Genomic DNA, 17,456 nt, shown 5'->3' on the forward strand with positions numbered 1-17,456 from the left:
CGGCACTCGCTTACGATTAGCTACGCCGCGCGTGCCATTCCGACCGCGGCCCGGTGCAGCGTGACGATCGCGACCGCGCCCAAGCCCGATCCTTCGCTCTCCAGCCGCAGCGATCCCTCCATCGCGGTCATCGAGTTCGCACACCAGTGCAGTCCGAGACCGCCCGACTTGTGATGCCGCGTCGAGAACCCGCGTTGGAACAGGTTCGGCGCGAGTTCGGGGGCGAACCCCTCGCCGTCGTCACGGATCAGGATCGTGACGCGGTCGCCCTGTTCGACGATCGACGTCATGATCGATCCGCTGCCGAGCCCCCGCGCGGCGATCGATTCGGATGCGTTGCCGAAAAGATTGCCGATCACCTGACTGAGGATCACCCGGCTGGCCATCACGTGGATCGGCCCGGCGGGAAAACCGAACGCGATCGAGACGTTCTGCGAATAGCGGGCGATCGTCGCGTTGCGGGCGATGATATCGGCGACGTCGCACTGTTGCAACGTCGGCCGTTCGTGGGCCGCCTTCTGCTGCTGGCCGATGATCTCGAGGACCTGGACCATCGCTTCGCGCCCGACCGCCAATTCACGGCGAGTCGCCTCGCGGTTGGCGGTTTCGGCCTCGATCGCGGCGGCGACGAAGGCCACCAGTTTTCGACGGCGCGCCTCGGGGACATCGCCGCGTACGAGTTCGCCGAGCGCGCGGTCGATCGTGGTGCGATCGATCGGCGGGGCCTGCGCGATACCCTGGCTGAGGATCGTGCTGATCGGGGTCAGCGCGTTGCGGACGTTGTGCATCACCGCCACCGCGCTCTCGCTGCGCCCCAGATCGAAGGATTGCACCTCGATCTGTTCGCGCAGGTCCTTCAACTGGCGCAGCATCGCGTTGAAACTGCGGCCAAGCGAACCGATTTCGTCGCGGCGATCATATTCGTTCAACAGCGCCAGCGAGCCCGATGCGCGCACCCGCTGCATGTGGTTTTCCACGCGGTGGAGCGGGCGCAGCACGAGCCGCGTGATCGTCCGGCGCAGGACGGCCAGGACTAGCACCAACAAGACGGTCGAACCGACGACCGCCAGCAGGAGCATGCGGCGGCCGAGGAGGGATACGTCGCGTCTCACGTTAAACCGCGTGTTCGCCACCGCCGTCCCGTCGGCGCCCGTCATCGGTACGGCGATCGTCAGCGTACCGGTATTCGGGGTCACCGTTTCGGTCACGGTGGCCGCATGCGGGTCGATCCGGGCGTCGAGCTGGAGCAGGTCGGAGATCTGCCGAGAGGTGATGCGCCGCGCCATCAGCACATAGCCGCGGGGCGCGCCACTGCCGTCCGAGCGGCGAACCCGCGCGATCCCGATCGCCGCGACGCTGTTACCGACGCGCGCGTAGAACCGTCCCGAACTCCGCCCCGCCAGCCCGCGCACAAGGTCGGTCCGCGCGATCGTCGCGATCCAGCGCCGGCGCATGGCCGCGGGGCCGACGCCATCGACCGATTCGCGCCACCGGGCGATGACGATGCGGCCGTCGGGCGTGACATACGCCATGCCGTCGATCCCGATGTTGCTCATCGCCAAGGGCGAAAAGCTGTCGTTTTCGAACCTGGCGCGTTCGCCACTCTCAAGTTCGACCTTGCCGTCGGGTTTCGTCAGATAGGCGTAGCTGTCGTTCCAATCGCCATAGTCGCGGGCGGCGCTTTCAACCTTGGCCTCGTACTCGAACAGTGCGGCGCGGGTCCGCTCGATATGCCCGGCGATCGCCGTGTCCTCGAGCTTGGTGAAGCTAGGCGTGATGATGCCGGCAAGCAGCATCGTGATCGCGATCGAGGCGCACAGCCCGACCCCGGTCATGATCAGCACGAGCTTGGCGCCGAGCGACGCGGGGCCGCGAATCGGTCCGACCCGCGTCCTAAACCGCCGCGCGAGACTGGCGCGCGATGCCATCAACCGCGCGTCCCATTGCCCATTCTGGGATACGCGGCATGGCCGTCGCCTGCGGTATCGTCGCTGCCCCCGACGATCCGCGCATTGGCCATGTCCTGCGCGATCTCCGCGACCACCGGACGCGAGAAGAAATAGCCCTGCAGATGGCTCGCGCCGGCCAGGCGGAGCGCCTGCACCTGGGCTTCGGTCTCGACGCCCTCCGCAATGACGCCGAGCCCGAGTGCGCGGCCGAGATGGATGATCGAATGGACGATCGCCGCGCTTTCGCGTTCGCGGCCCATGCCGTCGATGAACGATTTGTCGATCTTGAGACAGTCGAGCGCGAACTTGCGGATGTTGTAGAGGCTGGAATAGCCCGTCCCGAAATCGTCGAGCGCGATGCGGAAGCCCATCTGGCGCAGCTTGTAGAGCGTTTCGGCGGCGCGTTCGGCGTCGTCGAAGATCGCGGTTTCGGTGATCTCGATCTGGAGCCGGGCCGGCTCGATACCGGCGCGCTGGACGCTCTGCATGACATGGCCGACGAAATTCTGGCGGCGGAACTGGCGCGGGCTGAAATTCACCGAGACATATTGGCCGGGCCACTGCTTGAGCCCTTCGAGCGCTTCGCCGAGCACCCAGTCGCCCAGTTCGTGGATGAGGTTCGACTCCTCGGCGATCGGGATGAAGATCGACGGACTGATCGGTCCGTATTCCGTGGTGTTCCAGCGGACGAGCGCTTCGAAGCCGACCACCTCGATCGCGTTCCCGGACACGATCGGCTGATACACCAGGCCGAGTTCGCCCTTTGCGATCGCCTGGCTGAGGCCACCCTCGACCCGGCGGCGAAAGCGAATGCCCTCGTCCATGCTCTCGTCGAACACCCGGACGATCCCGCGGCCGCCGCGCTTGGCGCCGTTGAGCGCGAGATCGGACCGGCGGATCACATCGACCGGGTCGCCGCCCTGCCCGCCTTCGGTGACGACCAGCCCCGCGGACGCGCCGCCATGCACCGAATTGCCGAAGACCTGGACGCAGACCGAGCAGGCGGCCACGATCCGGTCGCACGCCATCACCGCCGCGGCCTCGCCCGAGGAGGCTTCGAACAGGATGCCGAATTCATCGCCGCCGAGGCGCGCGACCATCGCACCGTCAGGCGAGGCACGGTTGAGGATCGCGCACATCTCGCGGATCAGCGCGTCGCCCGCGAGATGGCCGAGCGTATCGTTGATCAGCTTGAACCGATCGAGGTCGACCATCACGGTCGCGAACGCGCCGGGCCGCTTGGTGCGTTCGCCGAGCGCACGGAGAAAGGCGAGCCGGTTGGGCGCTTCGGTCAGCGAATCATGCGTCGCGATGTGGATCGCGCGGCTTTCGTTCGCGGCGAGTTCGGCGCTCTGCTCCTCGAGCTGGACGACCTGCGCCGCCAGCAGATCGCGTGCCGCCACCAGCTCGCGGTCGTTCTCCCACCGCTTGGCGAGCGCGGTCGCGGTCTGCGTAATCTCGGCCACTTCGAACGGCTTGGCGATGTAGAAGATCTTGTCGGGGGGGCCGGCGACCTTGCTGATCTCGACCGGCGAGAAATCGGAAAAACCGGTGACGATGACGAGGTTGATCGCCGGATCAATCGCGCGGATCCGCATCGCCGTTTCGCGGCCGTCGATTCCGGGCGGCATGCGGACGTCGATGAAGGCGACGGCGTAGGGATCATTCTCGGCGAACGCGCGCGCGACTTCGGCGACCGCATCGAGACCCTGGTCGCAGTGCGTCAGGACGAACGCGGGGATCGCGTCGGCGGTATCGAGCACATCGTCGCCGAACAGCTCGACGGCCATCGCCCCCAACGCCGCGCCGCCGATGGGATATTGGCCGGCAAAGCTGCGACGATAGCTGTCGTGCATCGCCGGCTCGTCGTCCACGATCAATATCCGCATCGAATTTCCGCTCCTTGGTCGGGCTTGGCAGGCCGCGACTTGGCGGTGCTGTGCGATGCCCCTCGCTATCGCCACCAAGGGCTAACGGAACACGGTTAAGACGGTGTGAACGACGTCTGCAGTTGCTCGCTAAGTGCCTGTGCGCCCAACACGATCGCACCGAGTGGCCCGGCGTTGTTGCCGAGCGCGGGCGGCACGATGAACGTGTCGGTCAGCGCGACCTCGGGCAGCGTGACGTACCCGCCGAGGCTCCGCGTCATCGCCGCCCGCACGCGCGGGAACAGATGCGAGGCGCCCATCACGCCGCCGCCCATGACGATGCGCCGCGGGATGCCGGTCAGGACGAGCGTATGGCAAAGTTGGCCGAGCGCATCGGCGACGCCGTCCCAGACGGGATCTTCCGCCGGCGCCTCGTCGGCGGGTCGACCGATCCGTGCGGCGATGGCGGGCCCCGATACGAGCCCCTCCAGGCAGGCGCCGTGGAACGGACAATTGCCGATCCAGTCGTCGCCGCGGAACCGGACGGGGCGGATGTGACCGAGTTCGGAATGGGTCAGTCCGTCGATCGGGCGGTGGTTCGCAATCATCCCCGCGCCGACGCCGGTCCCGATCGTGACATAGGCGATATCCGGCAGCCCCTTCGCCGCGCCCCAGCGCGCCTCGGCCAGCGCCGCGCCGACGACGTCGGTATGGAAGCCGGTCGGCACGCCGTACCGGCGGTGAAGACGACCGGCGATGTCGGTGCCGGCCCAGCCCGGCTTGGGCGTCGAGGTGATGTGGCCGTAATCGCCGGCGTGACGATCGATCGAGACCGGTCCGAAACTGGCGATGCCGATCGCGACGAACCCGCTCCAGCCGTCCAACACGGCCTCGATCGCCGCCAGAGTCTCTTCGGGGCGGGTGGTCGGGATGCGGACGGTTTCCTCGATCTGGTCGGGGCCGCGCGCGAGAATGCAGATGCATTTGGTGCCGCCGAGTTCGATCCCTGCGACCAAAGGTGCTTCCGTCATCCTGAACTCCTATGCGTTTGACCGCGCCCGCTTCCTTTGCCCGCGTCGTCCAGTCAAGAGGCGGATCCGGCAGCCACGCGTGCCATGACCGATAATCCCGATCACCCTCAACGATGTTTTCGTCCGCTATCGATCCGCGTGGTCGTGCGTTGTGGCACTTCCATCATGCTTGCAGACAGGAATTTACCTATGGCCAAGAAGCTCGAAAAAATGGCGAAGGTTGATACGTCGATCGAAGCACAGCCGCAGTACAAGGTCGAGTATCGCGAGATCCAGCCGTACGGAACGCTGAAGCGTCTGCCGATCGCGCTCGAAGACAATGCCCGTGCGCAGAGCGTGTCGATCCTGAACCAGGTCCTCGCCGACACGATGACGTTGCGCGACATGTACAAGAAGCATCATTGGCAGATGTCGGGTGCGACCTTCTATCAACTGCACCTGTTGCTCGACAAGCATTACGAGGAGCAGGCAGCTTTGGTCGATCTCATCGCGGAGCGGATCATGGCGCTCGGCGGGATCAGCATCGCGATGGCGCATGACGTCGCCGAGATGACCACCATCCCCCGTCCGCCCAAGGGCCGCGAGGACGTGCCGACGCAGCTCGCACGCCTGCTCGAAGCGCACGAGCTGATCCTGCGCCAGGCCCATGAGGGCGCCGAAGTGGCCGACGAAGCCGGTGACGATGGCACCAACGATCTGCTCGTCAGCAACATCGTGCGCACGCACGAGCCGCAGGTCTGGTTCCTGGCGGAGCATCTTGCCGAAACCGAACTCGTCCGCAGCGACAAGTAAACGAAAACGGGGTCCGATCGCCTCGGCGATCGGACCCCGCATCTACTGCGCAAATGAAACGCGACCGCCCTTAGCGGGTCGCGTTATACTTCAGCTGGTCGTCGGTGAGCTGGAACCCGACCAGCGCTTCGAAGCTGGCACGCAGGACCGCCTGACGGACTTCGGGGGTGCTCAGCGGATCGACGGCGGCATCCTGGTCGCCGGCCTTGCGCTTACGCGTCAGCTTCTCGCGCACGTCGTCGGGCAGCGTCGCTGCGGCGCGCGAGATGGTCGACGATGCGGTCGCCGACGTCGATGCGAGCGCCTGGCCCGCGTCGAAATGCAGCGTGGCGCGGCCGATGCGCTTGGCGACGACGGCGCTGCCGCCGCGGACCACGGTGATGAAATAGGGCAACGTCACGTCGCGGGGTCCCTCGGTACGCGTGCGACGAGCGCGGATATCGAACGTGACGTTGGTGACGACCTGATCGGTCGCGTCGGCACAGGTCGAGCGGACGTTCGTCATCAAGGCGGCGACGTCGATCGCCGACTGATCGCGGCTCGTCGCGGGATCGAACAAGGTGATATCACCGGTCGCGGCGGGGATCGCCACGGCCGGGCAGACCGAACGGACCGCGGAAATACCGCCGGTCGCGTCGACTTCGCCCTTGCCGGCGCATCCTCCCAAAAGAACTGCAACGGCCGAAACGGCGAGGATGGGGGCTTTCACGGCGACGCTTACCTTCTCGAACGAGCGAAAGGGCCGCCGCTTGTCGCAAGCGGCCCCTGTCGCGGCGCACCATAGGAACCGGCTATCGTCCAGGCAAGCAATCGCGTAGAGGCGAGGACATCATGAGCCCAATCGACAAGCCGCCGCTCGAACTGTTGATCGCAGCACCCCGAGGCTTTTGCGCTGGCGTAGACCGCGCGATCCGGATCGTCGAACTGGCGATCGAGAAGCACGGTGCCCCGGTCTATGTCCGCCACGAGATCGTCCACAACAAGTTCGTCGTCGATTCACTGAAGGCGCAGGGCGCGATCTTCGTCGAGGAACTGGACCAGGTGCCGGACGGTGCGCCGGTCGTGTTTTCGGCGCATGGCGTGCCGAAATCGGTGCCGCTCGATGCGCAGAACCGTGGCCTGGACTATCTCGATGCGACCTGTCCGCTGGTATCGAAGGTCCACCGCCAGGCCGAACGACTGGTCGGGGCGGGCCGGCATATCGTGTTCATCGGCCATGCCGGGCATCCCGAGGTGATCGGGACGTTCGGTCAGGTGCCCGTCGGGGCGATGTCGCTGATCGAGACGGTCGACGATGCCGAGGCGTTCGCGCCCGCCGATCCGACCAACCTCGCTTTTCTCACGCAGACGACGTTGTCGGTCGACGATACCGCGGCAGTGGTCGCGACGTTGCAGCGGCGCTTTCCCGCGATGCTGCCGCCACGCGGCGAGGATATCTGCTACGCGACGTCGAATCGCCAGACCGCCGTCAAGGCGATCGCCCATTCGTGCGACGCGATGCTGGTGATCGGTGCGCCCAATTCGTCGAACTCGGTACGGCTGGTCGAAGTCGCCGAGCGCGAGGGAACGCCGGCGCGATTGATCCAGCGCGCGAGCGAACTCGATTGGGCATTCCTGACCGGCGTCGCCACGCTGGGAATCACGGCAGGCGCATCGGCCCCCGAACTGCTGGTCCGCGAACTGGTCGACCTGCTGTCCGAGCGCTTCACCGTGACGGAGCGCGAGGTCGAGACCAATCGCGAGACGATCGCCTTCAAGCTGCCGCGCGGGCTCGAGGCCGCCGCGTAGGATGGGCGCGTAGGATGGGCGCGTAGCATGGCGGTCTATACGCAGGTATCGGCCGAAGCGCTGGCGACCTTCCTGGCCGGCTTCGATCACGGCGAACTGGTATCGTTCAAGGGCATCGCCGAGGGTGTCGAGAACAGCAACTACCTGGTCGATACGACGGCCGGGCGGTTTATCCTGACGCTGTACGAGAAACGTGTCTCGGCAGGCGACCTGCCGTTCTTCATGGCGATGCTCGACCATCTGGCGACCGACGGCAATCCGGTACCGCGCGCCTTGGCCAACCGCGACGGTGTCCTGATCCACGACCTGTGCGGACGTCCCGCGTGCCTGATCGAGTTCCTGCACGGCGTATCGGTATCGCATCCGACGGCGGCGCAGGCCTATGCCGCCGGCGAGGCGATGGGGGCCATGCACGAAAGCCTGGCCGGGTTCGCCCTCGATCGGACGAACACGCTGGGTCCGGCGGGGTGGCAGGCGTTGCTGGTGCAATGCGGCCGCGACCTCGACACGATCGAGCCCGGATTGTTCGACCGCGTGTCGGTTGCGTTGCACGATGTCGTCTCGGTCTGGCCCGAGGCTTTGCCGCGCGCGGTCATCCATGCCGACCTGTTCCCGGACAATGTGCTGATGCGCGGCGACGCGGTGGGGGGATTGATCGATTTCTACTTCGCCTGCACCGATATCCGCGCCTATGACCTGGCGATCATGCATAGCGCATGGAGCTTCGACGACCGCGGCGAGCGCTATGACGGGGCGGTCGGCGGTGCGCTGGTACAAGGCTATGCCGAGCGTCATCCGCTATCCGACGACGAGCGGGCGGCGCTGCCGATCCTGGCGCAGGGCGCCTGTTTGCGGTTCCTGCTGACGCGAGCATGGGACTGGCTGAATACGCCGGCGGGTGCACTGGTGACGCGGAAGGATCCGCTGGCCTATTGGCGCCGCTACGAGGCTTACGCAAAGGACGATATGTTTGCATGACTGACGGCGAGATGAGCAAGGTCGAGATCTTTACCGACGGTGCGTGCAAGGGCAATCCCGGCCCCGGTGGCTGGGGCGCGGTGATCCGGATGGGCGCGCACGAGAAGGAATTGTCGGGCGGCGAAACCCCGACGACGAACAACCGCATGGAAATGACCGCGGCGATCCAGGCCCTCAACGCGTTGACGAGGCCGTGCGCGGTCACGCTGTACACCGATAGCAAATACGTCATGGATGGCCTCACCAAATGGGTGAAGGGGTGGCAGCGCAACGGCTGGAAGACCGCCGACAAGAAGCCCGTCAAGAACGCCGAACTCTGGCACGCATTGCTGGCCGCGGTCGAACGTCACAAGATCGAGTGGCAGTGGGTCAAGGGCCATGCCGGTCACCCCGAAAACGAACGCGCCGACAAACTGGCGAGCGACGCGGCGATGGCAGCCGGACGCTCCTGACTTGCGGGCCTGAATAGCGGACCCGCTGCCGGCGCGGTCATGCGCCGATCACGTCGCCGAACTGCGTATCCTGCTTCGTCGTTTCGTCGCGCCACACCGGGGCATCGCGCTGCAGGGTCAGGTTGATGATCACGATCCCGGCATAGGACGGCCGTGTCGGATGAGGGAGACGCAGGACGCGGCGACCCGAGTGATACGTGGCCAGCGCCGCCGCCTTGATCCGCCGAGCGGCATCGACGCCGTGCCAGCCGACGACCGCGACCGCGACGTGCGCGACATCGCTTACCGCGACGACCATGTCGCGGCCATGGTCGCGCACCTGTTGCAGCGACCGCTGGCGCCATGACGGCTGGTCGAACGCCGAAACGTCCGTCGACCGCCACGCGACCCGCAACCCGTCGGGCACGCTGGTCCAGCTATCGGCCGGTGCCGATTCGCTTGACGGCCGGGCGGAGCGGATCAGGTCGTGCCGGCAGCGTTGGCACCGGCTGAACAGAAAGCCCTGGTTTTCCAGCACGAGCGGTGCGGCGACGTGGCCCGAGACGTGACATAGCAGGTTCATGACGATCCTCCCTGGTGAGCGGTGTACCGAGGTGCAGTGCGGCAAGGACGATCAGGTCGCTCGGCCCCTGTTCGAGAACCTGGTCGAGGTTCCAGACCTCGAAATGACGGCCCATGCCGATCAGCAGCGCGCGTTGGCGGATGCCGCGTCGCGACCGCATCCACGACGCGATGTGGATACGCCCCTTCCCGTCCATGTGGGCCGGCGCAACGAAACCCAGCCGTCGTCGCAACAGCATGTCGCGCGCCTCGCGCTCCCAGCCGTCGAACATGATGCCTTGGGCTTCGTCGCGGTGAACGGCGATGCCGTCGCGAGCGCAGACGATCATGCAGGGATGATCGGCATGAAGACCGACGAACAGTTCGTCGCGGATAGCTCGCGATTGTATCGCGACACAGAAATGGTCTGGCAGGGGGAGTTCGCCCTTGGCGTTGATCGCCGAAATCGAACTGCCAACGAAAAGATCGGCCATGGTACACACACCGCAAAATCTGGCTTTACGTCGCCAGCACATGAATTATGTTCCGTTAACCATCATTCGTACTTAACTTAGATTTAGTTTTTCTGACTAACCCACTCCGGTCCAGGTCTAGATCCCAAACTCCGGATATTATCCAATGGATCGGCGAATCTGCTTGCCATTCTGGTGTACGAAAAGATCGATACACTCATTACGGGAATGCTAGATCGTGGGGGCTTTGTCGAAATACCGTTCTATAGCAGCGCGGTAGGCGGCGCGACTCGCGTCGCCGGTCAATCAGGCCGAGCCGAGTCGCTGGGTCAGCTCCCGCACAATCGATGCGGTGAATACCGACCGGGATCGATCCCCGCGATCTCCGGTTCGGGGCTGATCCCGACCATCAGGCTTGCCGCCAGCGCAGCCGCAGCGGGCGCGGTCTGGATACCGAAACCGCCCTGCCCCGCGTACCAGAAGAACCCCGGCACGCGGGGGTCGAAGCCGTAGACCGGCAAGCGATCGGGCGCGAAGGTGCGCAGTCCCGCCCAGCGACGCTCGACCGCGGCGACGCGCCAGTCGACGACCTGTTCGAACCGATCGATCGCCAGCGCAACGTCGATCTCCTCCGCCGCGGCGTCGCACGCCTCGCTGGGGATCTCGTCATGGGGTGTCAGCCAGACCCGCCCGCCGGGCTCCGGTTTGAAATAGAAACGCCCGGCGATATCGGCGACATGCGGCATGCCGTCGGGTGCCCCGGGATCGGTACGGACCTGTGCCATCGTCCGGCGATACGCCTGCAGTCCCAGCGTACGGACGCCGGCCCGTGCCGCGACGATGTCGGCCCAGGCGCCGGCTGCGTCGACCAATATGGTCGCCGCATACTGCCCTGCCTGCGTTTCGATCATCCAGCGCCCCCCGGAACGCGTCGCCGCAGTGAAGGCCGCGTTGGTGACAAAATCCGCTCCCGAACGCCGCGCGGTGGCGATGACGTCGGCGTGGAGCGCGGCGACGTCGATATAGGCGCAGCTCGCCTCCAGCACGCCGATCGTCCAGTCCGGGCGGAGACCGGGCACCAGTGCCGCCGGATCGACGCGCTGGAGCGCAACGTCGCTATTGGCGAACATGGCCAGGAATGCGTCGGCTGCCGCTGCATCTGTGGCACGACCGATATGCAACGACCCGAGCGGTGCGAGATAGCCGGATTTGCGGAGGAAAGGGCCCGATGCGGTCGTCAGCGGCTGGATAGCGGGGCCGCCGTATGTTTCCGACCAGAACGCGGCCGAGCGACCGGTGGCATGATAACCTGGCGTTTCCTCCGCTTCCAGCACGACCACCCGCGCATGCGGCGCAACCGCCGCGGCAAGGCTGGCGCCGGCCATTCCCGCACCGACGATCGCGATATCGTACGGCGCCGCCATCAACGCGGTGGCACGCACGCCGCCAGAAACGAATCGATCGCCGACAGCGCACGATCCCGCACATCGTCGGCCTCGCGCAGGATCTCATGCGCGCAATCGCGGCCGAACCGAACGACCTGGGCATCCGGCAATCGCGCCGCCAGCCGGAGCGCGGCGCGCGGATCCACGAGCTTGTCCGCGTCGGCGACCAGCATCAGCACGGGTATGTCGATCGATTCGACGCGGGGGTCGGTCGCCAACGCCGCCGCCCCCGCAAACCCCTGTGCCAGCCACGCCCAGCTCGGCGGCCCCAGCACCAGATCGGGACATGTCCGCTGCCACCAGCCCTCATCGTCGTAGCGCGCGACATCATGCGTCAACAACGTCTGGCGCGACGCGACCGACCCGGGCCGCTCGTTGGTCCGCCAGGCCGCACGCGCGGGATCGCCACGCGCCGCCATCCACTGTGCGACCCTGCCCGCAAAGCCCGCGCCGAACGGTGATTTCAGTCCGATCATGGGCGCCACGAGGATCGCCGCCGCCGGCCGGATCGCGCCTGCCGCCAGCGCGCGCATCACCATCATGCCGCCCATCGAATGGCCGAGAACGACGCGCGGCAGCATCGCCGACCGCGTGTCCTCCGCGCTCCAGTCCGCCCAGAACGCCTGGAGGTCGCGGTCGTACACGCCGTAGTCGCTGGCGTGGCCGACATGGGGATCGGCGGAAAGCCGTCCCGAACCGCCCTGCCCGCGCCAGTCGAACGCCGTCACCGACCACCCCTGCGCGACGAGATGCGCAAACGTTTCGAGATACTTTTCGAAGATATCGCCGCGACCGGTCTGGAACAGGATATTTCCGCGCGGCACCTCGGCGGGCCAGTCGAACCGGCGCAGCTTCCAGCCGTCCGGGGCGGCCCAATATCCTATGCGGGCATCGGCGGGGATCGCCCGTCGTGCCGCTCCCGCGGCGGAAGCCCCAGTCGATTCTCGTGGCACGGTTACTTTTTCGAAAGTCATCTCCGTTAGGACTTAGCCGATGGGGTCCAGCATTGCTCTTCCAATTTTGATTTTCGTGCTGGGAGGCCTGCTGCTTTCCGCCGGCATCGAGGACGTTCGGACGCGAGAGATCGCCAACTGGAAGAACGCCGCCGTCGCGTTGCTGGCACCGGTGTGGTGGTATGCCAACGGGCTGGACGTCTGGCCCGACATGGCGATCCAGCTGGGGTGCGCGGCGGCGGTGTTCGCCGTGTTCCTGATCGCGTTTCATTTCGGCGTGATGGGTGGCGGCGACGTTAAGCTGATCGTCGCGCTCGCGTTGTGGCTGCCGTTTCCTGCGTTCCTCTCGATGCTGATGGTGATGTCGATCGCCGGTGGGATCGTCACGATCGTGATGATGATCGAGCGCATGATCAAGAAGGGGGCTGGCCAGATCGAAGTCCCCTACGGCGTTGCGATAGCGTTCGCCGGGCTGCTCGCACTGCGCGAACCACTCCTTAATCAGTTTCAGTCATGATTAACGCCGAAGCAAAATACCGGCGCCTGAAAGGCACGAACTAGTCATGGACAGTCGTAAGATCATATTGCTGGTTGGCGCGCTGATAGTCGCAGCCATCACGGCATTCTTTGCGAGAACGCTGATCGCCGGCAGTTCCGCGCCGCAAGCCGGGGCGGTCGTGATGACGGCGCCGGTCGTCGACGGGCCCGAAGTGCTCGTCGCGACCCGCTCGCTACCGGTCGGCACGATCCTCGATGCGACCGCGCTGAAGTTTCAGCCCTGGCCCAAGGAACTGGTCGACAACGCGTACTACCTCCGGGACAAGACCAATCTCCAGTCGCTGCAGGGCACGGTGGTGCGCAGCATCATCACTGCCGGGCAGCCGGTGACGCAGGGTTCGCTCGTGAAGCCCGGCGACCGTGGCTTCCTTGCCGCGGCGCTTGGCCCTGGCATGCGCGCGGTCTCCGTACCGGTATCGGCACAGGCTGCGGTGGCGGGCTTCGTGTTTCCTGGCGATCGGATCGATCTGGTCCTGACGCAGACCGTCGCCGGTGGCGGCGACGGCCAGCCGCTCAAGGTGTCGGAAACGATCATGCGCAACATCCGCGTGCTCGCCACCGACCAGCGGACCGACAATCTGGTCGGCGAAGACGGCAAGACCAAGGTCCAGACATTCTCGAACGTGACGATCGAGGCGACGCCGAAAATGGCGGAACAGGTTGCGGTCGCGCAGACGCTCGGTTCGCTGTCGTTGTCGCTGCGCTCGATCGCCGACAATTCCGCCGAGCTCGAAGAGGCGATCGCCTCGGGAGCGGTGCGCGTACCCGACGGCAATGATCCGAAGGCCGAAAAAGCGATGATGGTGCGGCTTGCGAGCCAGCCATCGGCCGGTGCCGGCAGTTACCAGACGGGCGCCGACGTGTCGCGGTACCAGCGTAGCTCGGTCCCCGGCAAACCGGCCGAGACCGGCGGCGGACAAGTTGGCATGCCGATGATCCAGACCGCAGCACCTGCGACCGGCGTGGTCGCCGTGCAAGGACCGATCGTGCGGGTGGCGCGCGGCAACGCAATGACCGTCGTTCCGGTCGGGGGGAAGAATTAAGATGCGTACTTCATCGACGCACTCCTTCGGCACGGCGCGCCAGAAAGCCACGTTCGGCTGGCCGCTTGCAGTCGCCCTGGTCGCGGCGAGCGCCGCACCCTCGGTGCCCGCAATGGCGCAGCGCGCGCAGGGGGCAAACGCCGCTGCCGGATCGCCGGTCGTCCAGGTCAATACCGGCCGCGGGCGTCTCGTGACGCTGGCACGGCCGATGAGCGATCTGTTCGTCGCCGACGATGCGATCGCCGATGTCCAGGTGCGCTCGCCTACCCAGCTCTACGTGTTCGGCAAGAAGACCGGCGAAACGACGATCTCGGCCACGACCAAGGGTGGCGCGGTCGTCTATTCGGCAACGATCCGCGTCGGCAACAACCTCGATTCGGTGCAGCAGATGCTCGGGCTGGCAATGCCGGAAGCCCAGGTCTTCGCGACGCCGATGAACGGCCTGATCCTGTTGACGGGTACGGTCGCCGCACCGGAAGACGCAGCCGAGGCCGAGCGCCTCGTCCAGGCGTTCGTGGGGGACTCGACCAAGGTCCTGTCGCGGTTGAAGACCGCAACGCCCTTGCAGGTGAACCTTCAGGTGCGGATCGCCGAAGTCACCCGCAGCTTTGCCAAGAATATCGGCGTCAACCTGTTGACCCAGGACCGGGCTGGATCGGGCTTTCTATTCGGCAGCACCTCCGGGACGCCCGGAACGATAACCTACAACCCGACCACCGGCGCGAAGACCTCCACCTATACGACGGGATCCCAGCGGACGACGCTCGGCATTGCTGGTCGGCTGCTCGGTACCGACCTGCTTGCCGCGATCGATCTCGGCGAAACGACCGGCCAGGTCACGACGCTTGCCAATCCGAACCTTACCGCGTTGTCCGGTGAGACGGGTACGTTCCTTGCAGGCGGAGAAGTCCCGATCCCGCTCGCGCAGGCGTTGGGCACCGTCTCGGTCGAATACAAGCAATATGGCGTCAGCCTGGCCTACACGCCGACAGTCCTTTCGGATGGGCGCATCTCGTTGCGTGTCCGCCCCGAAGTCTCGCAGCTCGATTATTCGAACGCCGTGACGCTCAACGGTACGCGCGTACCGGGCCTGACGACGCGACGGACGGAAACCACCGTCGAACTCGGCTCGGGCCAGAGCATGATGATCAGCGGCCTGCTGTCGAACAGCCACAACAATTCATACGACAAGACCCCGGGCCTGGCGAACCTGCCGATCATCGGCGCGCTGTTCCGCTCCAACGCGTTCCAGCGCAACGAGACCGAACTCGTGATCGTGATCACGCCCTATCTCGTGAAGCCCGTCAACAACGCGCGCGACATCGCCCTGCCGACCGACGGTGCGCGTGCCCCTACCGATATCGATCGGGTGTTGCTGGGAACTCTCAGTGCGGGTGGCGGTGGCCAGCGTCCGGTGCCGACCGTCGCGCGTCCCGCCTATGTGCAGCCGTCGGTCGGTGCGGCGGCTCCGGTCATGCCGGTGCCGCTCGGCGACGTGCGTCGCAACGAAGACGCCGTCAGGACGCCCGCTCCGATGCGCAAGGGTAACGGCAAGCCCGGCAAGGCCGTCGTCCCCGCCCCCGGCTTCTCGAACTGATCGGTGCGCAGTGACATGCCCCTGCGCCCAGCGCCTCAAGGATTCCCGATGATCAAGAAATCGATCCTAGCGTCCCTCGCCACCGCCGTGCTTCTGGGCGGCTGCATGGGTACCGAGAACCGCGGCCTCGAATCGGTGCATCAACCGGTCGTCAGCCGATCCGACTACGCGCTCGATCTGGGCGTCGCCGGCGGGGCGCTGGCGAGCGGCGAACAGCAGCGGCTGGCAGGCTGGATGCAGACGATGCGGCTCGGCTATGGCGACCGCGTCGCGATCGACGATCCCGCCGGTGAAGCACCGCAGGCGCGCGGCGACGTGGCCGCGGTCGTCGCCCAATACGGGCTTCTCCTCAGCGACGAGGCACCGGTCACGCCGGCCCCCCTCGTGCCCGGCGCGATCCGCGTGGTCGTCAGCAGGATGCGCGCCGCGGTACCGCGTTGCCCCGACTGGTCGCGTGACGCGACCAACGAGTTCGAAGCGAACACGTCGTCGAACTATGGCTGCGCGATCAACAGCAACTTGGCGGCGATGGTCGCGAATCCGGGCGATCTCGTTCGCGGTGCGCCGGGTGCCGAAACCACCGATGCGGCGGTTTCGTACAAGGCGATCGACACGTACCGTAAAAAGGTACCAAGCGGTGCAGGTGGTTTGACCGCCGCCACCACGGCGAGCAAGTGATGAACGCCCCCTGGAAACCCGCCGGTCTCTCGCAGCGTGAGCCCTTTACGGCGTATGTCTGCGACGAGGTTACCGCGGATGCGCTGCGTCCGATTGCCACCGAACTCGGATGGTCGGTGGACAAGATCTACAAGGGTGGCCTGCGCAACGCGATCCAGTCGTTGTCGGTGTCCGCCTCGCCGCAGATCCTGTTCGTCGACCTTGCCGAATCGGGCGACCCGCTGAACGACATCAACGCACTCGCCGAGGTCTGCGAGCCGGGCACGGTGGTGATCGCGGCCGGACAGGTGAACGATGTTCGGCTGTACCGCGATCTGGTTGCCAGCGGCATCCAGGATTACCTGCTGAAGCCGCTGCATCCCGAGATGCTCCGCGAGGCGTTCGGAAATGCGCAGACGATCCTGAACGCGCCCAAGCATGTCGAGATATCGTCCGATCGCTTGCATTGCGCGGTCGCGGTCATCGGTACGCGTGGCGGCGTCGGCGCTTCGACGATCGCCACGTCGATCGCCTGGTTGCTGGCGGAGAACGAGAAGCACACGACTGCGTTGCTCGATCTCGACGTTCATTTCGGCACGGGCGCGCTCAGCCTCGATCTGGAACCGGGACGCGGCCTGACCGATGCGATCGACAATCCGAGCCGCATCGACGGGTTGTTCATCGAACGCGCGATGGTGAAGGCGTCGGAGAAGCTCTCCGTGCTGTCGGCCGAAGCGCCGATCAACGCACCGCTGATCACCGACGGCTCCGCCTTCTTCCAGTTGCAGGAGGAAATGCGCGCGGCGTTCGAATGCACCGTGGTCGACCTGCCGCGCGGCATGCTGATCCAGTATCCGCATCTGATCAGCGAAGTGAAACTGATCGTGCTCGTCACCGACCTGACGCTGGCGGCGGCGCGCGATACGATCCGAATCCTGTCGTGGCTGAAAGCCAACGCGCCACAGACGACCGTGTATGTCGTCGCCAACCGCATGCATGCCGGCGGACAGCTCGAGATCAACCGCAAGGATTTCGAAGGGTCGATCGAGCGAAAGATCGATTACGTCGTGCCGTTCGACCAGAAGCTGGCGGCGCAGGCGGCCAAGCTCGGCAAGCCGATCGTCGAAGTCGGCAAGAATTCGAAGACCATCGCGCCCATCCTCGCGCTGGCCGGCGAACTCGCCGTGGCGGCGGCCGACACCGATGGCGGCGGCACCCATGCTGCGAAGGGCAAGTCGCTGTTGGGCAAGTTCAGCGACCTGAGGGGCATGATCCCGAAACGCGCAGCCAAGACGGCAGCAGCGAAATGACCCAGGGCTACCGAGTTGCGCC

At 65.9% G+C, this 17,456-nt stretch carries 17 protein-coding genes; 10 read left to right on the forward strand and 7 right to left on the reverse strand.

Going from position 1 to position 17,456, the window contains the following annotated elements; genetic code table 11:
* Window positions 1-20: 20 nt before the first annotated feature.
* From U1707_RS04440 to U1707_RS04450, 3 genes are all read right to left on the reverse strand, one after another.
* Window positions 21-1,928, reverse strand: a complete 1,908-nt coding sequence (locus U1707_RS04440) for a CHASE4 domain-containing protein (RefSeq protein ID WP_332798852.1) — start codon at window positions 1,926-1,928, stop codon at window positions 21-23.
* On the reverse strand, window positions 1,928-3,838 hold the full coding sequence (locus U1707_RS04445; RefSeq protein ID WP_332798853.1) for a putative bifunctional diguanylate cyclase/phosphodiesterase: 1,911 nt from the start codon (window positions 3,836-3,838) through the stop codon (window positions 1,928-1,930). Before U1707_RS04445 ends, U1707_RS04440 begins: the two co-directional genes overlap by 1 nt.
* Window positions 3,839-3,933: 95 nt before the next feature.
* Window positions 3,934-4,848: an ROK family protein gene (locus U1707_RS04450; protein ID WP_131586140.1), complete on the reverse strand. Its 915-nt coding sequence runs from the start codon at window positions 4,846-4,848 to the stop codon at window positions 3,934-3,936.
* 189 nt (window positions 4,849-5,037) lie between these two features.
* Here U1707_RS04450 and U1707_RS04455 point away from each other — a divergent pair, with 189 nt between their 5' ends.
* Window positions 5,038-5,640: a Dps family protein gene (locus U1707_RS04455; protein ID WP_332798854.1), complete on the forward strand. Its 603-nt coding sequence runs from the start codon at window positions 5,038-5,040 to the stop codon at window positions 5,638-5,640.
* A gap of 70 nt (window positions 5,641-5,710) precedes the next feature.
* On the opposite strand, the gene U1707_RS04460 is transcribed toward U1707_RS04455, so the two are convergent.
* Window positions 5,711-6,349 carry a hypothetical protein gene (locus U1707_RS04460; protein WP_332798855.1) on the reverse strand — a complete coding sequence of 213 codons (639 nt, stop codon included), beginning with the start codon at window positions 6,347-6,349 and terminating at the stop codon, window positions 5,711-5,713.
* Window positions 6,350-6,471: 122 nt separating this feature from the next.
* Here U1707_RS04460 and ispH point away from each other — a divergent pair, with 122 nt between their 5' ends.
* From ispH to rnhA, 3 genes are read left to right on the forward strand one after another with little or no spacing between them, the layout of a single operon-like run.
* Window positions 6,472-7,428, forward strand: a complete 957-nt coding sequence (gene ispH, locus U1707_RS04465; protein WP_332798856.1) for a 4-hydroxy-3-methylbut-2-enyl diphosphate reductase — start codon at window positions 6,472-6,474, stop codon at window positions 7,426-7,428.
* A gap of 27 nt (window positions 7,429-7,455) precedes the next feature.
* Entirely contained in the window at window positions 7,456-8,406 is a 951-nt protein-coding gene (gene thrB, locus U1707_RS04470; RefSeq protein WP_332798857.1) for a homoserine kinase, read from the forward strand.
* Window positions 8,403-8,858, forward strand: a complete 456-nt coding sequence (gene rnhA, locus U1707_RS04475) for a ribonuclease HI (protein ID WP_332798858.1) — start codon at window positions 8,403-8,405, stop codon at window positions 8,856-8,858. Before thrB ends, rnhA begins: the two co-directional genes overlap by 4 nt.
* Window positions 8,859-8,895: 37 nt before the next feature.
* On the opposite strand, the gene U1707_RS04480 is transcribed toward rnhA, so the two are convergent.
* Complete coding sequence (locus tag U1707_RS04480; RefSeq protein ID WP_332798859.1) at window positions 8,896-9,420, reverse strand: hypothetical protein; 525 nt, start codon at window positions 9,418-9,420, stop codon at window positions 8,896-8,898.
* Between U1707_RS04480 and U1707_RS04485 the strand changes: the two genes are divergently transcribed.
* The gene (locus tag U1707_RS04485; protein ID WP_332798860.1) at window positions 9,419-9,973 is read left to right on the forward strand and encodes a hypothetical protein; all 555 of its coding nucleotides are present in this window, start codon (window positions 9,419-9,421) and stop codon (window positions 9,971-9,973) included. The two genes, U1707_RS04480 and U1707_RS04485, sit on opposite strands and share 2 nt — an antisense overlap.
* A 227-nt stretch (window positions 9,974-10,200) precedes the next feature.
* Here U1707_RS04485 and U1707_RS04490 read toward each other — a convergent pair whose 3' ends face one another.
* Together U1707_RS04490 and U1707_RS04495 are read right to left on the reverse strand one after the other, a co-directional pair.
* Window positions 10,201-11,295 carry an NAD(P)/FAD-dependent oxidoreductase gene (locus U1707_RS04490; RefSeq protein ID WP_332799062.1) on the reverse strand — a complete coding sequence of 365 codons (1,095 nt, stop codon included), beginning with the start codon at window positions 11,293-11,295 and terminating at the stop codon, window positions 10,201-10,203.
* Window positions 11,295-12,290, reverse strand: a complete 996-nt coding sequence (locus U1707_RS04495) for an alpha/beta fold hydrolase (protein WP_332798861.1) — start codon at window positions 12,288-12,290, stop codon at window positions 11,295-11,297. The genes U1707_RS04490 and U1707_RS04495 overlap by 1 nt, the downstream gene beginning before the upstream one ends.
* Before the next feature lie 19 nt (window positions 12,291-12,309).
* On the opposite strand from U1707_RS04495, the gene U1707_RS04500 reads away from it, so the two are divergent.
* From U1707_RS04500 to U1707_RS04520, 5 genes are read left to right on the forward strand one after another with little or no spacing between them, the layout of a single operon-like run.
* Window positions 12,310-12,786 (forward strand): A24 family peptidase, encoded by a 477-nt coding sequence (locus U1707_RS04500; RefSeq protein ID WP_332798862.1) that lies wholly within the window; start codon window positions 12,310-12,312, stop codon window positions 12,784-12,786.
* A 46-nt stretch (window positions 12,787-12,832) separates the two neighbouring features.
* Window positions 12,833-13,870: a Flp pilus assembly protein CpaB gene (cpaB, locus tag U1707_RS04505; RefSeq protein ID WP_332798863.1), complete on the forward strand. Its 1,038-nt coding sequence runs from the start codon at window positions 12,833-12,835 to the stop codon at window positions 13,868-13,870.
* A gap of 1 nt (window position 13,871) precedes the next feature.
* Complete coding sequence (locus U1707_RS04510; protein WP_332798864.1) at window positions 13,872-15,467, forward strand: type II and III secretion system protein family protein; 1,596 nt, start codon at window positions 13,872-13,874, stop codon at window positions 15,465-15,467.
* Between the two features lie 48 nt (window positions 15,468-15,515).
* Window positions 15,516-16,145: a CpaD family pilus assembly protein gene (locus U1707_RS04515; protein ID WP_332798865.1), complete on the forward strand. Its 630-nt coding sequence runs from the start codon at window positions 15,516-15,518 to the stop codon at window positions 16,143-16,145.
* Window positions 16,145-17,434 carry a CpaE/TadZ family protein gene (locus U1707_RS04520; protein ID WP_332798866.1) on the forward strand — a complete coding sequence of 430 codons (1,290 nt, stop codon included), beginning with the start codon at window positions 16,145-16,147 and terminating at the stop codon, window positions 17,432-17,434. The genes U1707_RS04515 and U1707_RS04520 overlap by 1 nt, the downstream gene beginning before the upstream one ends.
* The last annotated feature ends 22 nt before the right edge of the window (window positions 17,435-17,456 follow it).

This window comes from Sphingomonas sandaracina (assembly GCF_036663695.1).
Lineage (GTDB): Bacteria > Pseudomonadota > Alphaproteobacteria > Sphingomonadales > Sphingomonadaceae > Sphingomonas.